This window comes from Streptomyces sp. NPDC051064 (assembly GCF_044455985.1).
Classification (GTDB): domain Bacteria; phylum Actinomycetota; class Actinomycetes; order Streptomycetales; family Streptomycetaceae; genus Streptomyces.
The window spans coordinates 163,284-184,638 of sequence record NZ_JBITFK010000001.1 but is presented as its reverse complement, the minus strand read 5'-3'; the positions used below and the strand labels follow the sequence as shown (position 1 = coordinate 184,638).

The window sequence follows — 21,355 nt, the reverse complement described above, 5'->3', positions numbered from 1 at the left end:
GGTGTTGACGCTTGGTGACCGGGTGGCGCGGCGGCCGGCCCCACTGGTTCCACCGACCGGAATCCCTTACTCCTACTCGGGAGTAAGGGGATCCCTTTTCGCACCACCGCTCTCGATGTCACTCCGGAGCCTTCGGAGAGGTAGGGTCGGAGGCGGTCGGGGACATCCCTATAAAACTCGCCGGCATCGAAACCGGCGTTCCTAACGAGGAGATCGGTTCGTGACGATCCGCGTAGGCATCAACGGCTTTGGCCGCATCGGTCGTAACTACTTCCGCGCGCTGCTGGAGCAGGGTGCGGACATCGAGATCGTGGCTGTCAACGACCTGGGTGACACTGCGACCACGGCTCACCTGCTGAAGTACGACACCATTCTGGGTCGTCTCAAGGCCGAGGTCAGCCACACCGCCGACACCATCACCGTCGACGGTCACACCATCAAGGTGCTCTCCGAGCGCAACCCGGCCGACATCCCCTGGGGTCAGCTGGGCGTCGACATCGTCATCGAGTCGACCGGCATCTTCACCAAGAAGGCCGACGCCGAGAAGCACATCGCCGGTGGCGCCAAGAAGGTCCTCATCTCGGCTCCGGCCAAGGACGAGGACATCACCATCGTGATGGGCGTCAACCAGGACAAGTACGACGCGGCCAACCACCACGTCATCTCCAACGCCTCCTGCACCACCAACTGTGTGGCGCCGATGGCCAAGGTTCTCGACGAGAACTTCGGCATCGTCAAGGGCCTGATGACGACGGTCCACGCGTACACGAACGACCAGCGCATCCTGGACTTCCCGCACTCGGACCTGCGTCGCGCCCGCGCCGCCGCCGAGAACATCATCCCGACCACGACGGGCGCCGCCAAGGCGACCGCCCTGGTCCTCCCGCAGCTCAAGGGCAAGCTCGACGGCATCGCGATGCGCGTCCCGGTCCCGACCGGCTCCGCCACCGACCTCGTCGTGACCCTTCAGCGCGAGGTCACCAAGGACGAGGTCAACGCCGCGTTCAAGAAGGCGTCCGACGACGGCGACCTCAAGGGCTTCCTGACCTACACCGAGGACCCGATCGTGTCCTCGGACATCGTCGGTGACCCGTCGTCCTGCACCTTCGACTCCTCCCTGACCATGGTCCAGGAGGGCAACTCGGTGAAGATCCTCGGCTGGTACGACAACGAGTGGGGTTACTCCAACCGCCTCGTCGACCTGACCGTCTTCGTCGGCGGCCAGCTCTGATCCTAGGATCGACAGGCATCCAGGTGTGATGTGAGGGGCTCGGACGGCGCGACGCGGCGCCGTCCGAGCCCCCTCGCATGCTCATCCGTCCTTCCAAGGAGTATGGGAACAGAGATGAAGACGATCGACGAACTTCTCGACGAAGGGGTCGCGGGCAAGCGGGTATTCGTCCGCGCCGACCTCAACGTGCCGCTGGACGGCACCACGATCACCGATGACGGCCGCATCCGCGCCGTCCAGCCGACGATCGCCCGGCTCGCCGCAGCCGGCGCGCGGGTCGTCGTCGCCTCGCACCTGGGCCGCCCCAAGGGCGCCCCGGACCCGGCCTTCTCGCTCGCCCCCGCCGCCGCGCGCCTGGGCGAGCTGCTCGGTGCCGAGGTCGCCTTCGCGACCGACACCGTCGGCGAGTCCGCCCGCTCCACGGTCGCCGCTCTCACCGACGGCCAGGTCGCCGTCATCGAGAACCTCCGCTTCAATGCCGGCGAGACGTCGAAGGACGACGCCGAGCGCGGAGCCTTCGCCGATCAGCTCGCCGAGCTCGCCGACGTGTACGTGGGCGACGGCTTCGGTGCCGTCCACCGCAAGCACGCGTCGGTCTTCGACCTCCCGGCCCGGCTGCCGCACGCGGCCGGAAGCCTGATCGCCACCGAGGTCGGTGTCCTGAAGAAGCTCACCGAGGACGTCACGCGCCCCTACGCCGTGGTCCTCGGCGGCTCGAAGGTCTCCGACAAGCTCGGTGTCATCGACCACCTGCTGGAGAAGGCCGACCGCATCCTCATCGGCGGCGGGATGGCCTACACCTTCCTCAAGGCCAAGGGGTACGAGGTCGGCAGCTCCCTCCTCCAGGAGGACCAGATCCCGGCGGTGCTCGAATACCTCAAGCGCGCCGAGGAGAAGGGTGTGGAGTTCGTGCTCCCCGTCGACGTCGTCGTCTCGGAGCAGTTCCCCGACCTCAAGGCCAAGACCCCGGGCAACCCCACCACCGTCGCCGCCGACGCCATTCCCGCCGGCGCGATGGGGCTGGACAACGGCCCGGAGACCAACAAGCTGTACGCCTCGAAGCTCGCCGACGCGGCCACCGTCTTCTGGAACGGCCCGATGGGCGTCTTCGAGCACCCCGACTACGCCGAGGGCACCAAGGCGGTCGCCCAGGCCCTCGTCGACTCCGAGGCCTTCACCGTCGTCGGCGGCGGCGACTCCGCGGCCGCCGTCCGCATCCTGGGCTTCGACGAGAACGCATTCGGCCACATCTCGACCGGTGGCGGCGCCAGCCTCGAATACCTCGAGGGCAAGACGCTTCCCGGCCTCGCCGCACTGGAGGACTGACCTTTCATGACCACCCGCACCCCGCTCATGGCGGGCAACTGGAAGATGAACCTCAACCACCTCGAGGCCATCGCCCACGTCCAGAAGCTCGCTTTCGCCCTGGCCGACAAGGACTACGACGCGGTCGAGGTCGCCGTCCTGCCGCCCTTCACCGACCTGCGCTCCGTCCAGACGCTGGTCGACGGCGACAAGCTGAAGATCAAGTACGGCGCCCAGGACATCTCGGCCCAGGACTCCGGCGCGTACACCGGTGAGATCTCCGGCCCGATGCTCGCCAAGCTGAAGTGCACGTACGTGGCCGTCGGCCACAGTGAGCGCCGCCAGTACCACGGCGAGAACGACGAGATCTGCAACGCCAAGGTGAAGGCCGCGTACAAGCACGGCCTGACCCCGATCCTCTGCGTCGGCGAGGGCCTGGACATCCGCAAGGCGGGTGACCAGGTGTCCTACACGCTGGCGCAGCTCGACGGCGCCCTGAAGGAGATCCCGGCCGAGCAGGCCGAGTCCATCGTGATCGCCTACGAACCGGTCTGGGCCATCGGGACCGGCGAGGTCGCCACCCCCGAGGACGCCCAGGAGGTCTGCGGCGCGATCCGCGGCCGTCTCGCGGAGCTGTACTCGCAGGAGCTGGCCGACGCGGTCCGTATCCAGTACGGCGGCTCGGTGAAGTCCGGCAACGTCGCGGCCATCATGGCGCAGCCCGATGTCGACGGTGCCCTCATCGGCGGCGCCGCCCTCGACGCCGACGAGTTCGTCAAGATCGTCCGCTTCCGCGACCAGTGAGTATGCGGTAGCGCGGATCCGTCGTACCCTTGCGGGGGCCGAGGGGGGTCTACCCCCGGGCCCCCGCTGTTCGTACATGCAGTCCTAGGAATTCCGGAAAGTAGGGACCAGCCGTGGTTTTGGCGTTCGAGATCGCCCTGATCGTCTTCAGCCTGCTGCTGATGCTGCTGGTGCTGATGCACAAGGGGAAGGGCGGCGGCCTTTCCGACATGTTCGGTGGTGGAATGCAGTCCTCCGTCGGTGGCTCCTCGGTCGCGGAGCGGAACCTCGACCGCATCACCGTTGTGGTCGGTCTGGGCTGGTTCGCGTGCATTGTCGTCCTTGCCCTGCTCATCAAGCTGGACAGCTGACCCGTCGTCCGCGATTCCTTGTGAGGGTGTAACTCCTTTCACTGGACGCGCGTTGGGCCTTACGTAGACTGGGGCATCTTCGAGCACCATCACGCAGGGAGTTACGACCGTGGCAAGTGGCAACGCGATCCGGGGAAGCCGGGTCGGAGCGGGGCCGATGGGGGAGGCCGAGCGAGGCGAGTCCGCGCCCCGCCTCCGCATCTCCTTCTGGTGCTCGAACGGGCACGAGACGCAGCCGAGCTTCGCCCATGATGCGCAGGTACCGGAGACCTGGGACTGCCCGCGCTGCGGCTTCCCGGCCGGACAGGACCGGGACAGCCCGCCGGCCCCGCCGCGCACGGAGCCGTACAAGACGCACCTGGCGTACGTGCGCGAGCGGCGCAGTGACGCGGACGGCGAGGCGATCCTCGCCGAAGCCCTCGCGAAACTCCGCGGCGAGATCTAGGGCCTCTCGGTCGGTTCGGGCCGGATCAGGGAGCGGGGCCTGATCCGAACGGAAGACCCTCACTTTTCACCGGCCGGTCACCCTCTGGGTGCCCGGCCGGAATCGGTATGCCGCCCACCAGCTCGCCGGTGCCCCGTCGGACCCTCCAGATCAATTAGGTTGGAGGGGCAGCGGGGAAGGTTGCAGGTACGAGAGAAGTGGGCGATTTCCGGGATGAACGCACAAAGCCGAACCAAGCTCAACCAGATGCCCGAGTGGACGGCTCTCGGCAAGCACCGTGAGCAGCTCGGGGGGACGCATCTGCGGCAGCTGTTCGCGGACGCGCCGGACCGGGGGAAGCAGTACACCCTCAGGGTCGGTGACCTCCACATCGACTACTCCAAGCACCTGGTCACCGACGAGACGCTGCGGCTGCTGCGCGAGCTCGCGGCCGCCACGGACGTGGCCGGGCTGCGGGACGCCATGTTCCGCGGCGACAAGATCAACACCACGGAGGACCGCGCCGTCCTGCACACCGCGCTCCGCGCGCCGCGGGGCGCCGTGATCGAGGTGGACGGCGAGAACGTGGTGCCGGCCGTGCACGCCGTCCTCGACAGGATGGCCGCCTTCTCCGACCGGGTCCGGTCGGGCGAGTGGACCGGGCACACCGGCAAGCCGATCAAGAACATCGTCAACATCGGTATCGGCGGCTCGGACCTCGGCCCCGCCATGGCGTACGAGGTCCTGCGCTCCTTCACGGACCGCTCGCTCACCGTCCGCTTCGTGTCGAACGTCGACGGCGCCGACCTCCACGAGGCGGTACAGGGCCTCGACCCGGCCGAGACCCTCTTCATCGTCGCGTCCAAGACCTTCACGACGATCGAGACCATCACCAACGCCACCTCGGCCCGCGACTGGCTGCTCACCGAGCTGAGGGCCGGTCAGGATGCCGTCGCCAAGCACTTCGTGGCGCTGTCGACCAACGCCGAGAAGGTCGCGGACTTCGGCATCGACACGGCCAACATGTTCGAGTTCTGGGACTGGGTCGGAGGCCGGTACTCCTACGACTCGGCGATCGGCCTGTCGCTGATGATCGCCATCGGGCCGGACCGGTTCCGCGAGATGCTCGACGGCTTCCATCTCGTCGACGAGCACTTCCGCACCGCCCCCGCCGAGGAGAACGCCCCGCTGCTGCTGGGCCTGTTGGGCATCTGGTACGGCCAGTTCTTCGACGCGCAGTCGCACGCGGTGCTGCCCTACAGTCACTATCTGTCCAAGTTCACCGCGTACTTGCAGCAGCTGGACATGGAGTCCAACGGCAAGTCCGTGGACCGGGACGGCGATCCGGTGGAGTGGGAGACCGGCCCGGTCGTCTGGGGCACCCCGGGCACCAACGGGCAGCACGCCTACTACCAGCTGATCCACCAGGGCACCAAGATCATCCCGGCCGACTTCATCGGCTTCGCCGCACCGGTCCAGGACCTGCTGCCCGGGCTGATCGCCCAGCACGACCTGCTGATGGCCAACTTCTTCGCCCAGACCCAGGCGCTCGCCTTCGGCAAGACGCCGGAGGAGGTCCGAGCCGAGGGCGTGCCCGAGGAGCTCGTGCCGCACAAGACGTTCCGCGGCAACCACCCGACGACCACGATCCTCGCGGACCGCCTCACCCCGTCGGTGCTCGGCCAGCTGATCGCGCTGTACGAGCACAAGGTCTTCGTCCAGGGCGCCGTCTGGAACATCGACTCCTTCGACCAGTGGGGCGTCGAGCTCGGCAAGGTCCTCGCCAAGAAGATCGAGCCGGTCCTCACCGAGGGCACCGGCGGCGAACAGCTGGACAGCTCCACCGCCGCGCTCGTCTCGACGTACCGCTCGCTGCGGGGCCGCTGAGCGATGACCACGGGGGAGGGGACGATACGGCTCAGGCCGCCGCGCAACGCGCCCGACCGCCGGGCCGTCAGCTGGTGGCGGGCCCAGTGGCTGCTGCTGACCGCGGCCCCGGTCGCGGTCCTCGGCATCCTGGGCGCGCTCATCGGGCCCGCCAGATTCTGGCTGCTGATGCCCGCCGCTGTGCTCGGCGCCGTCGGCCTGCTGTGCGCCGTCCTCTTCCCCCTCTGGTGGTTCCGCACCCACCGCTGGGAGGTCACCGACGAGGCGGTCTATGTGAGCACCGGGGCCTTCCTGCGGGAGTGGCGGATCGCGCCGATGTCCCGCATCCAGACCGTGGACACCGTGCGTGGCCCGCTGGAACAGCTCTTCGGGCTGGCAACGGTCACCGTCACCACCGCGTCCGCCAAGGGTGCCCTGCAGATCGAAGGCCTGACGCACGAGATCGCGGCCGAGCTTGCCGAGCGGCTGACCCGGATCACCCAGGAGACCCCCGGGGACGCCACATGAGCACGGCCGTCGACAGCGGCCCCGGCTGGCGGCGGCTCCATCCCCGGACGGTCCTGGTCACCGCGCTGGTCACGGCCGGGGTCGCAGCGGGCGCGGCCGTGCCGGTCACGGTCGCGCTGTCAGGCCGTCTCGGATACGCGGCGGCCATCGGCTGGGTCCTGGCGGGCGTCGGCCTGCTGATCGGCTGCGCGGCCGCCGGGGACTACGCACGGTGGCGGCGCACCCGCTACCGGGTCGGCGCCGAACGCGTCGACCTGCACACCGGGCTTCTTCTGGTGAAGCGCCGCTCGCTGGCCCGTGAGCGGATCCGCAGCGTCGACGTCACCGCCCATCCGCTGCTGCGGATCCTGGGGCTGGTCTCGGTCCGCATCGGCACCGGTGAGCACTCGGGCGGCGACTCCACGCTCGAACTCGACCCCGTCTCCCGCGCCGAGGGTGAGCGGCTGCGTCGCGAGCTCCTCGTCCGTGCCGCATCCGGGGACTCCGGATCGCACCGCGAGGGGGAACTGGCCACGCTCGACCTCCGCTGGGTCCGCTACGCACCCGTCTCCTTCGTCGCGCCCATGCTCGGGGGCGCGGCCGCCGGCGGTGTGATGCAGATCAGCGAATGGGTCGGTGCGCAGGGCGAGGTGATCGACTGGGTCGCCGACCGCTTCCGGGACACGCCGCTGGTCTGGGCGATCGTCACCCTGGTCCTGGCGGCGCTGGTCGCCGGTGTCGTCGGGGCGCTCGGCCTGTGGATCGAGATGTGGTGGAACTACCGCCTGGAGCGCGAACCGGGCGGCACCCTGCGGGTGCGGCGTGGACTGTTCACCTCGCGCTCCCTGTCCGTGGAGGAGCGGCGCCTGCGCGGGGTGGACCTGGTGGAGCCACTGGGCGTACGGCTGGCGGGCGCCGCCAGGGTGGACGCGATCACCACGGGTCTGGCCAAGGACGAGGAGGCGCGGGGGGCCGACCCCAACACCCTCCTGCCGGCCGTGCCCCGCCCGCTGGCCGACACCATCGCCGCCGAGGTGCTGCGCGAGCCGGCCTCCCCGACGGGCGCCTCCCTGACCGGCCACCCCCTCGCCGCCAGGGGCCGCCGGCTCCGCCGCGCCCTGTCTGTCGCCCTGGCACCCGTGCTGGTCCAGGTGGTCCTGGGCGTCCTGCTGACGCCCGTGCTGCTCTGGACCGCGCTCGCCTGCGCGGTGGTGTCCGTGCCGGTCGCGGTGCTCCTGGCCGTCGACGCGTACCGCTCGCTGGGGCACACGCTCACCGGCAGGTACCTGGTGACCCGATCCGGTTCGGTCCGGCGGTCCACGGCGGCCCTGCAGCGGGCGGGTGTGATCGGGTGGACGGTCGAACAGTCCTGGTTCCAGCGCCGGGCCGGGCTGCTGAGCGTCACCGCCACGACGGCCGCCGGAGGCGGCGCCTACACCGCGCACGACGCCGACGCGTCCGAAGGTCTCACCTTCGCCGCCGACGCCGTGCCGGGGCTTCTGGAGCCCTTCCTGGACCGCGACTGAGCCGAGGGGGAACGGCGCCCCGTCGGGTCACCCGTCGAGCAGTGCGGTGGCGTCGAAGGCCGGAACGCCGGCCGGCGGAGGAGCGTCCTGGGGCGTCGGAGCGGGGTGGCCGGCGGCCAGTACGTACAGCGGGGTGTGGCCGGTGTTGTCCAGGCCGCAGCGGCCGGCGACCGCGGAGTCCCTGAAGGCGCCGGTCTGGGCCGGGCCGAGGCCGAGGGCCGTCGCGGTCAGGGCGAAGGTCTGCCCCAGGTGTCCGGCGTCGAGCAGACAGACCCGGTAGGCGCGGGGCGTCGGGTACTTCACGCTCATCCGCTCCAGACGCGCGGCGAGAACGACGAGGAAGGCGGGGCGTGCGGCCCACGACTGGTCGGCGCAGAGACGGGCGGCCTCCGAGGGGGTGAGGCCCTCGGAGAGCAGTTCGAGCGCGTGCTGCAAGCCGTTGTAGTGGTACCAGCCCGGGGACAGGCCGCTGACGCCCAGGACGCCGACGTACGCGTCGATCTCCTGCCGGGAGCCGCCCTGCGGACTGGTGCGCCGGTACAGGGCGCCCCGCCCGCAGTCGATGTAGTCGACCGGGCCGAAGACCACGGCCAGCAAGGCGGCCAGTGTCTCCAGCGACACCGGCGCGCCGGTGAAGTCGCGGTGGGTACGGCGGTCGTACAGGACCTGCTCGAACGGGGCCCGGAGCCCGGCCGGCCTGCGGGGCAACAGGAGCCGGGGAGCCTCCGGATGCCCCGTGAACAGGGGAGGCGGCGACTCCCGCACCGGTCCCTGCACGGGCTCCGCGGGGGCCGGCTCCCGGACCTCGCAGGCGGGGGCCGCGGCCTGCGGGGAGTCGTACACGTCCTGGGTGGCGTAGTGGAAGAACGACGCCTCGGGCATCCACGCGCCCCACTGCCCGGCGATCCGCTCGTCGAGCTGCGCGGCCGCGCTGCCGTGGGCCAGCAGGGCTCCGCTCCGCACCAGCGCCTCGACGGCATCCGCGACGGTGTCCGGGGTCAGGTGGCCCAGGACCCCGGCGGCCTCGTCGGGAGTGCTCCAGTCCTCGAAGGCCGCCAGGATCTCCGCGGCGGCCGGGTGCAGTGCCGTGGGTGTGCCGTGCGGATGAGGGTGGACGACGAAGGCGCTGTCGTGCCAGTAGCAGGTCAGGCAACGGGAACGGCGTAGACGCACGGTGACTCCTGCAAGGGGGAGGTAGGGGAAGGACCGGACATACGCGTGGAGCCGGGCAAGGGGGTACCCGGCCCCACGCGCGCTGTCACGCCTGGCGGTAGGCCCACGTCCAGTTCCAGGTGGAACCCTCGCCGGCCTTGGGGCGGTCGGCCCGGATGGCGATCCGGTGCTTCATCTCGATCCTGCGCATTCTTCTTCACCTCCTTCTTCCGTGCTTCGGGGTTACTTCTCTGTACGCCGCCGCGACGGCATATCCATGACGCATCACGGGATCGCCATGCGCAATACCTGATTTCTCTCATCACTCTTTCGTGGTGGGACCTATGGCCCCGGCTTTTCCTTCGAGTCGCATTCATGGGGAGTGTTATCACGCGCTGTCAACTTGTTCCGTATACGGGAGACGGGAGCGGCGGTGGATTATCACTGCTGGTCAGAGCGCCGTGGAACGACTGCTTACCAATTTCTTTCAGGCTTTTTTCGGCTACCTGTCGATGCGGACGAAGCTCTCCGGAAGGTGTCATAACGTGCGGACATCGGCACTCGACAAGCAGAAGAAGCGGCCAGGCAATGTGTCCATTCATTGCGGGCCGGGTGCCGTACCACTGAAATCGCGAAGGGGAAGCATGACCGTTTTTTCGTCCAGCGAAATGGCCTCCGAAGTGTTCGGCCGGCTTTTCGGTGTGCTGCTGGAGGACGAGCAGTTCGTGGAGAAGGCGCGCAAGGAGGCTCTGTCGGTGCAGCTGGTGCACAGCAAGCCCGAGTGCCGGGTCTTCGTCTCGTCCGAGGGCGTCGTCCTCGGGGACGACGTGCCGTTCAAGGCCGCGATCACTCTCAAGATGTCCTGCGACACCGCGCACGCGCTGTGGATGGGCCGGCTGCTGGTGCCCGCCGCCATCGCCACCGGCAAGGTCCGGATCCGCGGTCGCATCGCCAAGGTGCTGGATCTGGTGCCGATGCTCCGGCCCGCCTTCGACAGCTACCCCACGATCGCCGCGGAGTCCGGCGTCGGCGCCTGACCCGCCGCTTGCATCCCCCGACCGCCCCCGACGACACCTGTGACCGAGGAGCCACGAAACCCATGACCATCGACGTACCGGCAGAGCTCTCCCCAGAGCTCAACTTCGACGTGCTGCCCCCGGACGTGCGGCAACTCAAGGACGACGCGCGGCGGTTCGCGCAGGAGACCGTGAAGCCCCTGGTCGGGCAACTCGACCAGGCGCCGGCGGAGGACTTCGACTGGGACGTGGTGCGCCGCGGCCACGAGATCGGTCTGACCCGGGCCGCCGTCCCCACCGACTACGGCGGTCTCGGGCTCGGCATGCTGGGAGTCGCCACCGCCCTGGAGGAAGTGGCCGCCGTGTGCCCCGGCACCGCGCTCGTCTTCGGGGCCACCATGCTCGGCCAGGCCCCGCTCCTGCTCTCCGGCGACCCCCGTCTCCAGGCGCGCTACCTCCCGCTCTTCTCCGGTGACGAGCCGGTGCTCGCGTGCAACGCGGTGACGGAGGAGGACGCCGGGTGCGACCTGATCATCCCGGCCAACGCACGGCACGCACGTAACGTCATGACCGCGCGCCGGGACGGCGACCAGTACGTGCTCACCGGCAGGAAGCGGTTCATCACCAACGCCCGCTTCGCCGCATTCGCCTCCGTCTTCGCGAACATGGAGGGCAGCCCCGGAGCCACCGGGCTCACCTCCTTCATCGTGCCCCTGAACCTCCCCGGGGTCGTACGCGGCCCGGTCGCCGACAAGATGGGCTACCGCGCCTGCCTGGGAAGCGAGTTGGAGTTCCACGAGGTCCGGGTGCCCGCCGAGAACATGATCGGCGGCGAGGGCGAGGGCATGCCCATCAACATGGCCCAGAGCAACATGGCCCGCGCCGCCGTCGCCGGCATCTCCACCGGTGTGGCCCGCGGAGCCCTGGAACAGGCCGTGGCCTGGGCCGGTGAACGCGTCCAGGGCGGTGAACTCCTGCACCGGCACCAGTTCACCGCGGCGAAGCTGGCCGGCATGAGCGCAAAGGTGGACGCCGCCCGCCTGCTGTACCTGCACGCGGCGAACACCGTGGACACCCAACTGCCCCCACCCGCCTACGAGCCGGCCGTCGCTAAGCTCTTCGCCGACCGGGCCGCCATCGACGTGGCCGACGCCGCTCTCTCCCTCATCGGCGCAAGAGGCTACCTGCGCTCGTACGGAGTGGAGAAGATGCTCCGCGACGCCTACGGCACCCGCGTGTACGAGGGCACCCCCGAGGTCCTGGCGCTCACGATCACCGAGAGCCTCTACGCCGAGGACGACGCCGAATGAACACCGCCTCCCCCCTCGCGGGCGGTGACGGGCCCGCCCGCACCACCATCCCGACCTCCGCGGACCCGGCGGGTTCCCGCGCCCTGCGCTACGTCGCCGACATCATCGAACTCCACGAACGGCTCAGCTACCGGCAGCTGCCGGCGGAGATCGCCGGAACACCGCTCTACCACACGGAGGACGTGCACAGCGGGCTGATCACCCTCACCGCACGGGACAGCCAGATCCCCGCCCGGTACCTCAGAGGCATCCTCGGCTTCCGGCTGGCCCAGTACCTGCGGCTGAGCTGGATCTCGGCCGACCTCGTCTACCGGACGGCGGCGTACCACGAACCGCTGCCCCGCCCGGGCCAGATGGAGAGCATCCACACGGTCACCCTCTGCTCGCGCACCGGAAGGATCCGCGGCTACGTCGGGCTGAGCTGCTCGGCGGACGCCGTGAGCCTGCCTCTCGACTCGCCGAGGCGCGCCCTGTTCCCGACCGAGGCCGCCCACGGCATCGACCTGCTGGCACAGTACGCGCGCCTGGGTCTGGGGACCCACCAGGTCTTCGAGCTCAAGCGCTTCCTGCGCGACCAGTCGATGCCGCTCGGTATCCAGCACGACCGGGTGCCGTGGCACCTCATGCTCGGCATGGGCGAGGCGATGATCCAGCTCGACGACTCGATCCGCCTCGTGCTCGGCGACGCCAAGGAACACGTGGCCCTGCGCCACCTGCGGCTGGCCGGCTTCGACCTCCACGTCGTCGAGGACACCTCCCCCAGCCTGCCTTCGTCGGACCCGCTGGCGCCGATCTATCACCAGGGCGTCCTCGCCAAGCCCTTCGTCGCCCCGGTGCCCCAAGACCTGCCCTGGTACCGCGACGTCGTCCGGTCGTACATGGACGGCAGCAGCGATCTGACCTCGTACCACGAGATGGTCGCCCGGCTCGCCGGACGCAGGCAGGCGGTGGGCGGCTCCCTGATCCCCCGCCAGCGAGGAGGTGCCGTATGACCCCGGAGAGCTTGGGCCTGCCGTCGGCGGACAGCGTGGAGTCGGGACCGCACAGCGTCTTCTACGAGGAGCTCGTCACCCGCAACGCGGGTGTCGTCTCCGCCGACGAGCAGCTGGCGCTGCGCAACGCCACGATCCTGGTGGCGGGCTGCGGGTCGATCGGAGGCGCCGCCGTGGAGCCGCTGACCCGGCTCGGGGTGCAGCGGTTCCTGGTGGCGGACCCCGGAACGTTCGAGCTGAACAACCTCAACCGCCAGAGCGCGGTCGCTGCCGACATCGAGCAGAACAAGGCCGTCGGCGCGGCGGAACGCATCATGTCGATCAACCCGCACGCCCGGGTGAGCGTGTTCACCGAGGGGGTGACCGCGGCGACCGTGCAGCGGCTCACCGCGCCCTGCCAGATCATCATCGACGGGGTGGACGTCACCACCGCCGACGGATGGCACGCGAAGCACCTTCTGCACCGCGTGGCGGTCCAGCGGAAGCTTCCCCTCATCACCGGCTGGGACATGGCCGGAACCCAGTACGTGCGCTGCTACGACTACCGGCGCATCCGGGAGCCCTTCGCCGGAGCCATCACCCTGGCCGACATCGGGCGCGTGGACACCTGGGAGCTCCTGCGCCGCGCGGTGCCGCTGCGCCGGGTGCCGGCCGAGATGCTGGCGGAGATCCGGGCGAACCACCTGCGTACGGACTACAGCTTCCCCCAAGTCGCCTACACCGCGACGGCGTTCGGGGTGCTGAGCTCCCATATGGCCGTACGTGTCCTCGCCGGGAAGCGGGTGCGTCAGGAGATCGGCATGGACGTGCACCAGATGGCCCGGCCGCTCGGCGAGCGCTGGCTGAACCGCCTGCGATGGCCGGTCGAACTGGCGGCCCTGGTGCCGCCGATGCTCCGCCTCATGCGCCGTTCCGGCGCGCGCTGAACGCGACCGCGCACGCGTCACCGGTGGCGGCCCCGCGGGACCGCCACCGGTGTCCGGCCGCGGCGACACCCTCCAGGAAAAGGCAATCATGCATGTCTCCAAGCGGAGCGTCCTGTGGACGTTCCTCTGCTGTGGCCTCGGCGTGGCCATGGTCTCCCTCGACAATCTGGTCGTCATCACCGCCCTGCCCGCGATCCGCGAGAGCCTCGGCGGCGACATCCAGCAACTCGAGTGGACGGTCAACGCCTACACACTCACCTACGCCGTCCTGATGCTCCCCGGTGCGGCGCTGGGCGACCGGTTCGGGCGGCGGCGGATGTTCGTGGTGGGCCTGGGCGTCTTCACCGCCGCGTCGGCCGCCGCGGCGCTCGCCCCCGGCATCGGCGCGCTCATCGCGGCCCGCGCCCTGCAGGGCCTCGGCGCCGCCGCGCTGATGCCCCTCAATCTGACCCTGCTCACGGCGGTCGCTCCGCCCGCGCGCCGCGGCGCCGTCCTCGGGGCGCTCAGCGCCGTAGAGGGACTGGCCATCGCGATGGGGCCGCTCGTCGGCGGGGTGATGGTGGAGCACCTCACCTGGCAGTGGATCTTCTGGATCAACGTGCCCATCGGCCTCGTCCTGCTGCCGCTCGGCCGGTGGAAGCTCGCCGAGAGCCGCGGCCCCAACTCCCGGCTCGACCTGGTCGGGACCGTCCTGGCCGGTACCGGTCTCTTCGGCATCGTGTTCGGCCTCATCCAGGGCCCCACGGACGGCTGGACGAGCCCCCACGTCCTGGCCGCGCTGGCCGGGGGCGCCCTGGTCGTGGCCGCGTTCGTCGCCTGGGAAATCCGTAGCGCCATGCCCATGTTCCCGATGCGGCTGTTCCGCCACCGCACCTTCAGCGGCATGAACGCCGCGGGGCTGCTGATGTTCGCGGGCATGTTCGGCTCGGTCTTCCTCCTCACCCAGTTCTTCCAAGGCCCGCGCGGCTACTCCCCGATGGAGGCCGGCCTGCGCATCCTGCCCTGGACGGCGGTGCCGATCTTCGTCGCACCGATCGTCGGATTCCTCTCCGACCGGATCGGCAGCCGGTCCATCGTGGCGATCGGCCTGACCTTCCAGGCCTGCGGGCTGGGCTGGATCGCCGCACGCGTCTCACCGGACGTGGACTACGTCTCCCTGGTGCCGGCCCTGGTCCTGTGCGGGCTCGGCATGACCTTCTACTTCTCCCCGACCGCGAACCTGGTGATGAGCTCGGTCGACGCCCAGGACCGGGGGATGGCCTCGGGCGCGGTCAACTCGCTGCGCGAGCTGGGCGGTGTCCTCGGAGTCGCCGTGCTCGCCTCCGTGTTCACCGCGCACGGTGACCTCGCCACGGCGGGCCGGTTCACCGACGGCATGATCCCCGCCCTGTGGACCGGCGCGTGCCTCATCGCCGTCGGCGCTGTCGCGGTCCTCACGACACCGAGGCGCCCGAAGACGGAACGGACCGCCGGGAGGGGCACCGGCATGAAGATTCCCGGCGCCGAGAGCGCCCAGGCCTGACGCCGGGCCCCTCATCGGCCGGCCCGGACCGAAGGTCCGGATCACCGCGGAGTGTTCCCACGCTCCGGAGGAAAGGAGAGACCGATCACCGCATCCGTCCGCGTCCTGCTCGTCGACGACCGAGCCATCACCAGGACCGGCATCCGCGCCATTCTCGACCAGGACGGGACCATCGAGGTGGTCGGGGAGGCCTCCGACGCCGCGGCCGCCGAGCGCGAGGTGCTCCGCCTCAGCCCCGGAGTGGTGCTCGCCGGAGCCCAGTCACCCGGCCTCGACGTCGTCGGTATGGTCGCCGCACTGACCGCACGGTGCGGGGACACCATGCCCGCCGTCCTTCTGACCGCCCAGGGCACCGACTCCACCGCGCGGGAGGCGTTCCGGGCCGGTGCCAAGGGCGTCGTCCTGAGCAGTGCCACCCCGGAGCAGCTGGTCTCCGCCGTCCACATGGTCTCGGCGGGGTACGCCGTCTACATGGCAGCCGGACTCGGGCACGGCGCGGGCGGCGGGGAGCCGTGGCCCGCGACCGCCTCCCGGCCGGGGGCGGACGCGGACCGCGCCCGCGCCGGGCTGCTGACGCGCCGGGAGCACGAGGTGCTGCAGCTCCTCGCCCGGGGCCTCAGCAACGCCGAGATGTCCGCCGAGCTCGTGGTGAGCGAGAGCACGGTGAAGTCACATGTGCAGAACCTGCTCGACAAGCTGCACCTGCGCAACCGGGTGCACGCGGTGATCTACGCACACCGGACGGGACTGGCGCCCGCGCTCTGTGCCTGCTCCGGACCGCAGCGGACCGGAGCGGGCTGAGCACGGACGCCCCCACACACCCACGGAGCCCCTGCCGGACCGACGTCCGGCAGGGGCTCCGTGGTCAGCCCAGCGCCTCCAGCAGATAGCCGCGCCGGCTGGCGGTGCGGACCCGCAGACCCAGCGGCAGGACGCGGCGCCGGATCCTCATCACGTGCAGGTCCAGGGCGTTCCGGCTCGCGGTGGAGCCCCGTGTGCTCAGCAGCGTGAGCAGCTCGTCGCGGCCCACCAGGCTTCCGAAGCGCTGCACCAGCGGCCGCAGCAGGTACATCTCCGTCGGGGACACCGGCACGACCCGGCTGCAGTACCTGAGCAGACCGTCGTGGTCCAGCACCGGCACATCGTGCGACAACGCCCTGGCGCGCAGGGCCGAGACACGTGCGGCGAAGTCCTCCCGGGTGATCGGCGATCGGACCCAGTCCTCCCGCACGTCCGTCGACACGGGCGGTGTCGCCCCGTTCTCGATCACGAGGAGACGGAGGGCGCCCTTGTGCCGGAAGTGCTCCAGCTTCGACGCTTCGAGGGGCCAGCGGACTACGTGAACCTGTTCCTCGTCCGAGGACGGCTGAGGCCTTTTGGTGTGCGGCACGAAGCTCCCTTTCCGGATTTTGCAGGAGAACGGGAAAGTCATCCGTGAGCTGCCCTGGCCCCTACTGTGCATTGATTTATTTTTGAAGTGCACCGGAGTCCGAGGTCGGCGTTGGAGAACCGTTCTCTGCAGCCTCTTTCTTCACTATGCAGCATTCCTGAGTGTTGTGGCAATAAGCAATAATCGAAGGCATTGTACGACAAGTCAGAAAGAATTTGATCATGGTGCTGAGCTGGGCATACTGTACGCGCAGAGGAGGTGAGGCGCCTTCCTGGGCCGTCAGTTGCACTCCCTGCGTCCCCCTGACGGAGGAGAATCCGCTGAAAGAGGGAGGCGATAATTCGACAGAATAGCCGAGGTGCGCAGGAGGCGGCGGCGCATAGATTGAGTTGCGGTTGCGGGGAGGCGAATCCGTAGCCGCTAACTCGGCCGTGTCTCTGTGGCATTCCGTGCGCCCGTCCGGCGGCTACGGCATTTTCAAGCCACACGCGGCGCAAAGGAATGGGGAGATGGTATGTGTGTGACTGTGGAAGCGAATGCATTTCGCGGCGGGGAGGAGTCCGGGCGGCCCGACTTCCATGACAACCCGGCCCAGGTGGCCGGGACCCGCGACCTCATGCTCGCCGTGGTGAGGCTCACCGCGGCCGGGCTGAGCGCGTGCGCGTGGTCGGCCGGCGGCTCCCGCGAGGGGGTCGGCCGTGCGGCGTACGGCCGGTGAAACCGCGCGGACCCGCGACCGGGTGGGGAACGACGTGCTGGTGACCGGTATGGGAGCCACCACCCCGCTCGGCGCCGACGTCCCGGGCACCTGGGACGGGCTGCTGGCGGGCCGGTCCGGAATCTCCCCGATCATCGCTCCCTGGGTCACGCGGCTGCCGGTCCACATCGCCGGCGGCATGCTCCAGGATCCGTACGCCGACGTGGACCGGGTGCAGCGCCGGCGGCTGGACCGGAGTCAGGCGGCGGCGCTGGTCGCGGCCAGGGAGGCGTGGTCCGACGCGGGGCCGCCGGAGGTCGAGCCCGAACGGCTGGCCGTCGTGGTGGGCACCGGGATCGGGGGCGCGCTGACGATACTGGACCAGCACGACCGCATGGGGGAGCGCGGACAGCGTGCCGTATCCCCGTACACCGTCCCGCGGCTGATGCCCAACGGGCCTTCGGCCGTGGTCAGTCTGCTGCTCGGAGCACGCGCCGGCACCCATGCCCCGACCAGTGCCTGCGCCTCGGGCGCCGAGGCGATCGCGGTGGGCGCCCTGCTGATCCGTGCCGGCCGCGCCGATGTGGTGGTGGCCGGGGGCACGGACGCCTGTATCCATCCGCTCTCCCTCGGCGCGTTCGCGCAGATGCGCGCGCTGTCGCTGCGCAACGACGCACCCGACCGGGCGTCCCGTCCGTTCGACCGGCGGCGGGACGGCTTCGTGATGTCCGAGGGTGCGGGAATGGTCGTGCTGGAACGGGGCGACTTCGCACGTGCGCGGGGCGCGCGCGTCCATGCGGCGCTGGCGGGGGCCGGTGTCACGTCCGACGCCCACGACATCACGCTGCCCGACGCGGCGGGCCAGGCGCGAGCGATCGATGAGGCGTTGCGCGACGCGGGCCTGACCGGCGGCGACATCGGCCACGTCAACGCACACGCGACAGGCACACCCCAGGGCGATGTCGCCGAGTCCCGGGCCGTGACGGCCGCGGTGGGCGATCACCCGGTGGTCACGGCCCCGAAGTCCGCCACGGGTCATCTGCTGGGTGCCTCCGGCGCGGTGGAGGCGATCCTCACGGTGCTCGCGCTCAAGGAATCGCTGGTACCGCCGGTGCGCAACCTGGAGGAGATCGGGGACGGCATCGGACTCGACCTGGTGACCGGCGCGCCGCGCAAGGCCGACGCCACCGCGGCCCTGTCGACGTCCTTCGGCTTCGGTGGGCACAACGTGGTGCTGGCCTTCACCCGTGACTGAGCACCGGCCGCTAGCGGGCCGCTGCCCGCTCCCTCACCGGGATGAGGTGACGGGCGACGTCATCAGGATGGGTGAGCTGGGGGTAGTGGCCGGCCGACGCGATCTCGGTGACCGGGAGGACGCTCGGCTCCTCCAGCGGGTCCTGTGCTCCGACGACGAGTTCCACCGGCACCGTGACACGGTGCAGGGCGCTCCGGAGCGCACCGCGCTGCCCGTACGCCGACCGCAGGGCGGCCACCACCCGGACCGCCGCCCCCGCTCGGCGCAGATCCGCCGCCGGCCCCTCGAGGTAACCGTCGTGCGGCAGCCCCAGCGATCCGGCCAGCCGCTCGGCGGACATCCCGCGCAGCACGGGTACGGCGAGAGGTGAGCGCATCAGCCATGAGGAGGCGGGCTGGAGGAAGGCCGGGGAGACCAGGACCAGCGCACCCACGCGCTCGGGGTGCCGCAGCGCGTAACGCAGGGCCGGTCCGCAGGAGTAGGAGTGCGCGACCAGGACCGGCCGGCCCCGGACCGGTGCGAGGAGGGCGCTCAGCCAGTCGTCGTGCGACTGACGGGCAGGTGCGGAGCGCCCGAAGCCCGGCAGGTCGGCCGCGAGCGTGGGGGCGTCCACCCGGTCGGCCACGGGGGCCCAGGAGTCGGCATCGACCGGGAGCCCGTGCAGGAAGACGTAGCCTGGCTCCTCCCGGTCACCCGTCACCCAGGTCCGGTCCTTGCCGACCTGCTGGAAGCCGTACGGGCCGCGCGGTGCCCGGACCCTGCCGAAGCGTGCGGCGACCAGGTCGTCCGTCCACCCGCGCAGGGCATCACGCACCGGTGGCATCTCGAGACCGCAGGACTCCGCGAACTTCCGTGCGGACGACGTGTCGTAGCGGTCGGTGGAGAGGAACGACAGGGTCTCGGGGTCCGCCCTGGTGAGTGCGCGGGGCAGCCGCTTCAGGAGACCGACGGGAACGGACCGGCGCGGCGCCCGCACCCCCATGTGCTCGGCGAGCAGCGCGACGAGCTGCGGGAGCCGGGGTGTGGCGTCGTCCAGCAGCCAGTAGGTGTTGTCCGCGCTCTCCTGACGCTCGGGAAGGGAGGCCAGGAACTGGACGAAGTAGTCGATCGTGACGACCGGCAGGAAGATGTCCGGGCCGCCGGGCAGTGCGGCGAGGCGGCCCCGCCAGAGCTCCCCGACCAGGTCGGCCAGGCCGACGTACTGCCCCTGGCCGATCACCGTGCTGGGATTGGCGACCGTCAGCGGGACGCCCAGATCGCGAGCCCGTGCCCGCGTCGCGGCGTCCCCCTCACGCTTGGACGCCTCGTAGGCGCCGTCACGCGCGTAGTCGGGCGAGTCGGCACCGGCCGCGGCCATGCGGTAGCCGCTGATGTGCACCACCCGGCGCAGGTGCGGGCGGGCCGCGGCCCACTCGATCACATGGACGGCGCCGTCCACGTTGACCGCTCTGGCTTCGGCAGGGTCCATGCCGAAGGCGAACCGCGCCGCCGTGTTGTACACGTCACGGACCTCGGCCAAGTCCTGCGCGGGCAGGCCGAGTCCGGGCCGGGTGATGTCGGCGTGGACGACGGTGAGCCGGCCGGTGTCCACCTGCTGGTCCGCGAGCCACCGGGTCAGCCGGTCACCGCCGCTGTGCACGGCTGCGGCGACCTCCTGGCCGCGGCGCAGGAGTTCCGCCACCAGGGAGCGGCCGATGAAGCCACCGGCACCGAAGACAACAGAGTTCGCGGGCATGCCATCTCCTTGCGGCCGGGCACGAGGTGACGTGTTGCGTCGGGGGACGGAGCGGGCGCTCCGGCCCGCACACGACGCCTCCCACCGTACCGGCAATCTCACTCTCCGTGAACAACCCCTGGCGTGGCGTCACCCGAAAGCGCGCCGGCCCGGGCGGTCGCCGACAGACACCCCATCAACGCACGCCCCTGAACAGACCCTGAGAACCCATCCGGGAGGCACCTCCATGCAGGTCCCGTATCTCCGCACCACCGAGCCCGACCTACCCACCGGCCGAAGGCCCCGGAACGGCCGCGTGTTCCGCCGGCCGGCGGTGCTGACGGCCCTCGGCGTCCTGTTCGCCCTCGTCGTCGCATCCGCTCCGGACGGCCGCTCCCCGCTCACCGCCGGCTCCGCGGGCGATCCGGACACCGGACACCCGCGCTGGAAGCGGGCGTTCCTCGCCTCCGTCGACCACCCCGACGCCCCTCCGCCGCGTGCCAACGACTGGAACTGCGAACCGGCGGCCCGGCACCCCAGGCCGGTCGTCCTCGTCCACGGCACGTACGAGAACGCCTTCAGCAACTGGAGCGCACTCTCCCCCCGGCTCAGGGCGGAGGGCTACTGCGTCTTCGCCGGCAACTTCGGTGCGCCGCGGGGCGACGTCGTCAAGGGCAGAGCCGCCATCCCCGACTCCGCCGTGGAGGTCGCCCGCTTCGTCGACCGGGTCCTCGACCGGACGGGAGCCCGCCAGGTCGACATGGTGGGCCACTCCCAGGGGGGCGGAATCCTGCCGCGCTACTACCTGAAATTCGCCGGCGGCGCCGACCCGGGCCATCCCGCCCGCAACACGGTGCACCACCTGATCGGCATCTCCCCGGCCAACCACGGCAGCACCGTGTCCGGGCTCGCCACCCTCGCCCAGCGGCTGCGCGTCCTCGCCCCGGTCGCCGAATTCGGCGGGCAGGCACTGGCCGACCAGACGATCGGCTCAGCCGTCAACCGCCGGCTCGACGCGGGCGGCGACACCGTGCGCGGCGTGCGGTACACCACGCTCGTCACCCGGTGGGACAGGATCGTCACCCCGTACGAGCGCCAGTACCTCCGCCCCGGTCCCTCCGCCGGCCAGGTCACCAACATCACCGTCCAGGACGTGTGCCCGCAGGACCGCACGGGGCACATGGGCAGCCCCTACGACCCCGTGGTCCTGCGCCTGGTGGGCAATGCCCTCGACCCCGCGACGGCACGGCGCCCCGACTGCGGCCCCACCGGGGCCGCCCCCGGCCGAGGCCCCTCGTAGAGGATCAGGGGGCGACCCACGCGGGAAGGCCCGGCCCGCTCCTGGGAGCGGGCCGGGCCTTCGCGACG

At 70.6% G+C, this 21,355-nt stretch carries 20 protein-coding genes; 17 read left to right on the top strand and 3 right to left on the bottom strand.

Translation table 11 applies throughout. The annotated features are described in order from the left end of the window. The first annotated feature begins 220 nt into the window (after positions 1-220). From gap to ACIBCU_RS00870, 8 genes are all read left to right on the top strand, one after another. Entirely contained in the window at positions 221-1,231 is a 1,011-nt protein-coding gene (gap, locus tag ACIBCU_RS00905; protein WP_104789935.1) for a type I glyceraldehyde-3-phosphate dehydrogenase, read from the top strand. 114 nt (positions 1,232-1,345) lie between these two features. Continuing rightward, entirely contained in the window at positions 1,346-2,557 is a 1,212-nt protein-coding gene (locus tag ACIBCU_RS00900; RefSeq protein WP_362934733.1) for a phosphoglycerate kinase, read from the top strand. A gap of 6 nt (positions 2,558-2,563) precedes the next feature. After that, positions 2,564-3,340 (top strand): triose-phosphate isomerase, encoded by a 777-nt coding sequence (gene tpiA, locus ACIBCU_RS00895; RefSeq protein WP_362934730.1) that lies wholly within the window; start codon positions 2,564-2,566, stop codon positions 3,338-3,340. 113 nt (positions 3,341-3,453) lie between these two features. Continuing rightward, entirely contained in the window at positions 3,454-3,690 is a 237-nt protein-coding gene (gene secG, locus ACIBCU_RS00890) for a preprotein translocase subunit SecG (RefSeq protein ID WP_031094498.1), read from the top strand. Between the two features lie 109 nt (positions 3,691-3,799). After that, positions 3,800-4,135: an RNA polymerase-binding protein RbpA gene (locus ACIBCU_RS00885; protein WP_078598194.1), complete on the top strand. Its 336-nt coding sequence runs from the start codon at positions 3,800-3,802 to the stop codon at positions 4,133-4,135. 213 nt (positions 4,136-4,348) lie between these two features. After that, on the top strand, positions 4,349-6,001 hold the full coding sequence (pgi, locus tag ACIBCU_RS00880) for a glucose-6-phosphate isomerase (protein WP_399228327.1): 1,653 nt from the start codon (positions 4,349-4,351) through the stop codon (positions 5,999-6,001). A gap of 3 nt (positions 6,002-6,004) precedes the next feature. Next, positions 6,005-6,508, top strand: a complete 504-nt coding sequence (locus tag ACIBCU_RS00875; RefSeq protein WP_399228325.1) for a PH domain-containing protein — start codon at positions 6,005-6,007, stop codon at positions 6,506-6,508. Next, a complete protein-coding gene (locus ACIBCU_RS00870; RefSeq protein WP_399228323.1) occupies positions 6,505-8,013 on the top strand; it encodes a PH domain-containing protein in 1,509 nt (502 codons plus the stop codon). Before ACIBCU_RS00875 ends, ACIBCU_RS00870 begins: the two co-directional genes overlap by 4 nt. Before the next feature lie 27 nt (positions 8,014-8,040). Here ACIBCU_RS00870 and ACIBCU_RS00865 read toward each other — a convergent pair whose 3' ends face one another. Further along, positions 8,041-9,186 carry a SagB family peptide dehydrogenase gene (locus ACIBCU_RS00865; protein WP_362934717.1) on the bottom strand — a complete coding sequence of 382 codons (1,146 nt, stop codon included), beginning with the start codon at positions 9,184-9,186 and terminating at the stop codon, positions 8,041-8,043. Positions 9,187-9,809: 623 nt separating this feature from the next. On the opposite strand from ACIBCU_RS00865, the gene ACIBCU_RS00860 reads away from it, so the two are divergent. The 6 genes from ACIBCU_RS00860 to ACIBCU_RS00835 all read left to right on the top strand — a co-directional run bounded on the left by ACIBCU_RS00860 (position 9,810) and on the right by ACIBCU_RS00835 (position 15,732). Continuing rightward, positions 9,810-10,202: a hypothetical protein gene (locus ACIBCU_RS00860; protein WP_362934714.1), complete on the top strand. Its 393-nt coding sequence runs from the start codon at positions 9,810-9,812 to the stop codon at positions 10,200-10,202. A gap of 62 nt (positions 10,203-10,264) precedes the next feature. Beyond that, a complete protein-coding gene (locus ACIBCU_RS00855; protein ID WP_399228319.1) occupies positions 10,265-11,491 on the top strand; it encodes an acyl-CoA dehydrogenase family protein in 1,227 nt (408 codons plus the stop codon). After that, positions 11,488-12,483 carry a hypothetical protein gene (locus ACIBCU_RS00850; RefSeq protein WP_362934708.1) on the top strand — a complete coding sequence of 332 codons (996 nt, stop codon included), beginning with the start codon at positions 11,488-11,490 and terminating at the stop codon, positions 12,481-12,483. The genes ACIBCU_RS00855 and ACIBCU_RS00850 overlap by 4 nt, the downstream gene beginning before the upstream one ends. Continuing rightward, a complete protein-coding gene (locus ACIBCU_RS00845; RefSeq protein WP_399228317.1) occupies positions 12,480-13,409 on the top strand; it encodes a ThiF family adenylyltransferase in 930 nt (309 codons plus the stop codon). Before ACIBCU_RS00850 ends, ACIBCU_RS00845 begins: the two co-directional genes overlap by 4 nt. A gap of 88 nt (positions 13,410-13,497) precedes the next feature. Continuing rightward, a complete protein-coding gene (locus tag ACIBCU_RS00840) occupies positions 13,498-14,931 on the top strand; it encodes an MFS transporter (RefSeq protein WP_362934702.1) in 1,434 nt (477 codons plus the stop codon). 51 nt (positions 14,932-14,982) lie between these two features. Continuing rightward, entirely contained in the window at positions 14,983-15,732 is a 750-nt protein-coding gene (locus ACIBCU_RS00835; protein ID WP_362934699.1) for a response regulator transcription factor, read from the top strand. Between the two features lie 64 nt (positions 15,733-15,796). Here ACIBCU_RS00835 and ACIBCU_RS00830 read toward each other — a convergent pair whose 3' ends face one another. Further along, entirely contained in the window at positions 15,797-16,321 is a 525-nt protein-coding gene (locus tag ACIBCU_RS00830) for a helix-turn-helix domain-containing protein (protein WP_399228314.1), read from the bottom strand. A 520-nt stretch (positions 16,322-16,841) separates the two neighbouring features. On the opposite strand from ACIBCU_RS00830, the gene ACIBCU_RS00825 reads away from it, so the two are divergent. After that, positions 16,842-17,039: a hypothetical protein gene (locus ACIBCU_RS00825; protein WP_362934693.1), complete on the top strand. Its 198-nt coding sequence runs from the start codon at positions 16,842-16,844 to the stop codon at positions 17,037-17,039. Further along, on the top strand, positions 17,020-18,273 hold the full coding sequence (locus ACIBCU_RS00820) for a beta-ketoacyl-[acyl-carrier-protein] synthase family protein (protein ID WP_399228311.1): 1,254 nt from the start codon (positions 17,020-17,022) through the stop codon (positions 18,271-18,273). The genes ACIBCU_RS00825 and ACIBCU_RS00820 overlap by 20 nt, the downstream gene beginning before the upstream one ends. 10 nt (positions 18,274-18,283) lie before the next feature. Here the strand turns inward: ACIBCU_RS00820 and ACIBCU_RS00815 are convergent, their stop codons facing one another. Next, the gene (locus ACIBCU_RS00815) at positions 18,284-20,008 is read right to left on the bottom strand and encodes an alpha/beta fold hydrolase (RefSeq protein WP_399228309.1); all 1,725 of its coding nucleotides are present in this window, start codon (positions 20,006-20,008) and stop codon (positions 18,284-18,286) included. Positions 20,009-20,234: 226 nt separating this feature from the next. Between ACIBCU_RS00815 and ACIBCU_RS00810 the strand changes: the two genes are divergently transcribed. Beyond that, positions 20,235-21,287: an esterase/lipase family protein gene (locus ACIBCU_RS00810; protein ID WP_399228306.1), complete on the top strand. Its 1,053-nt coding sequence runs from the start codon at positions 20,235-20,237 to the stop codon at positions 21,285-21,287. The last annotated feature ends 68 nt before the right edge of the window (positions 21,288-21,355 follow it).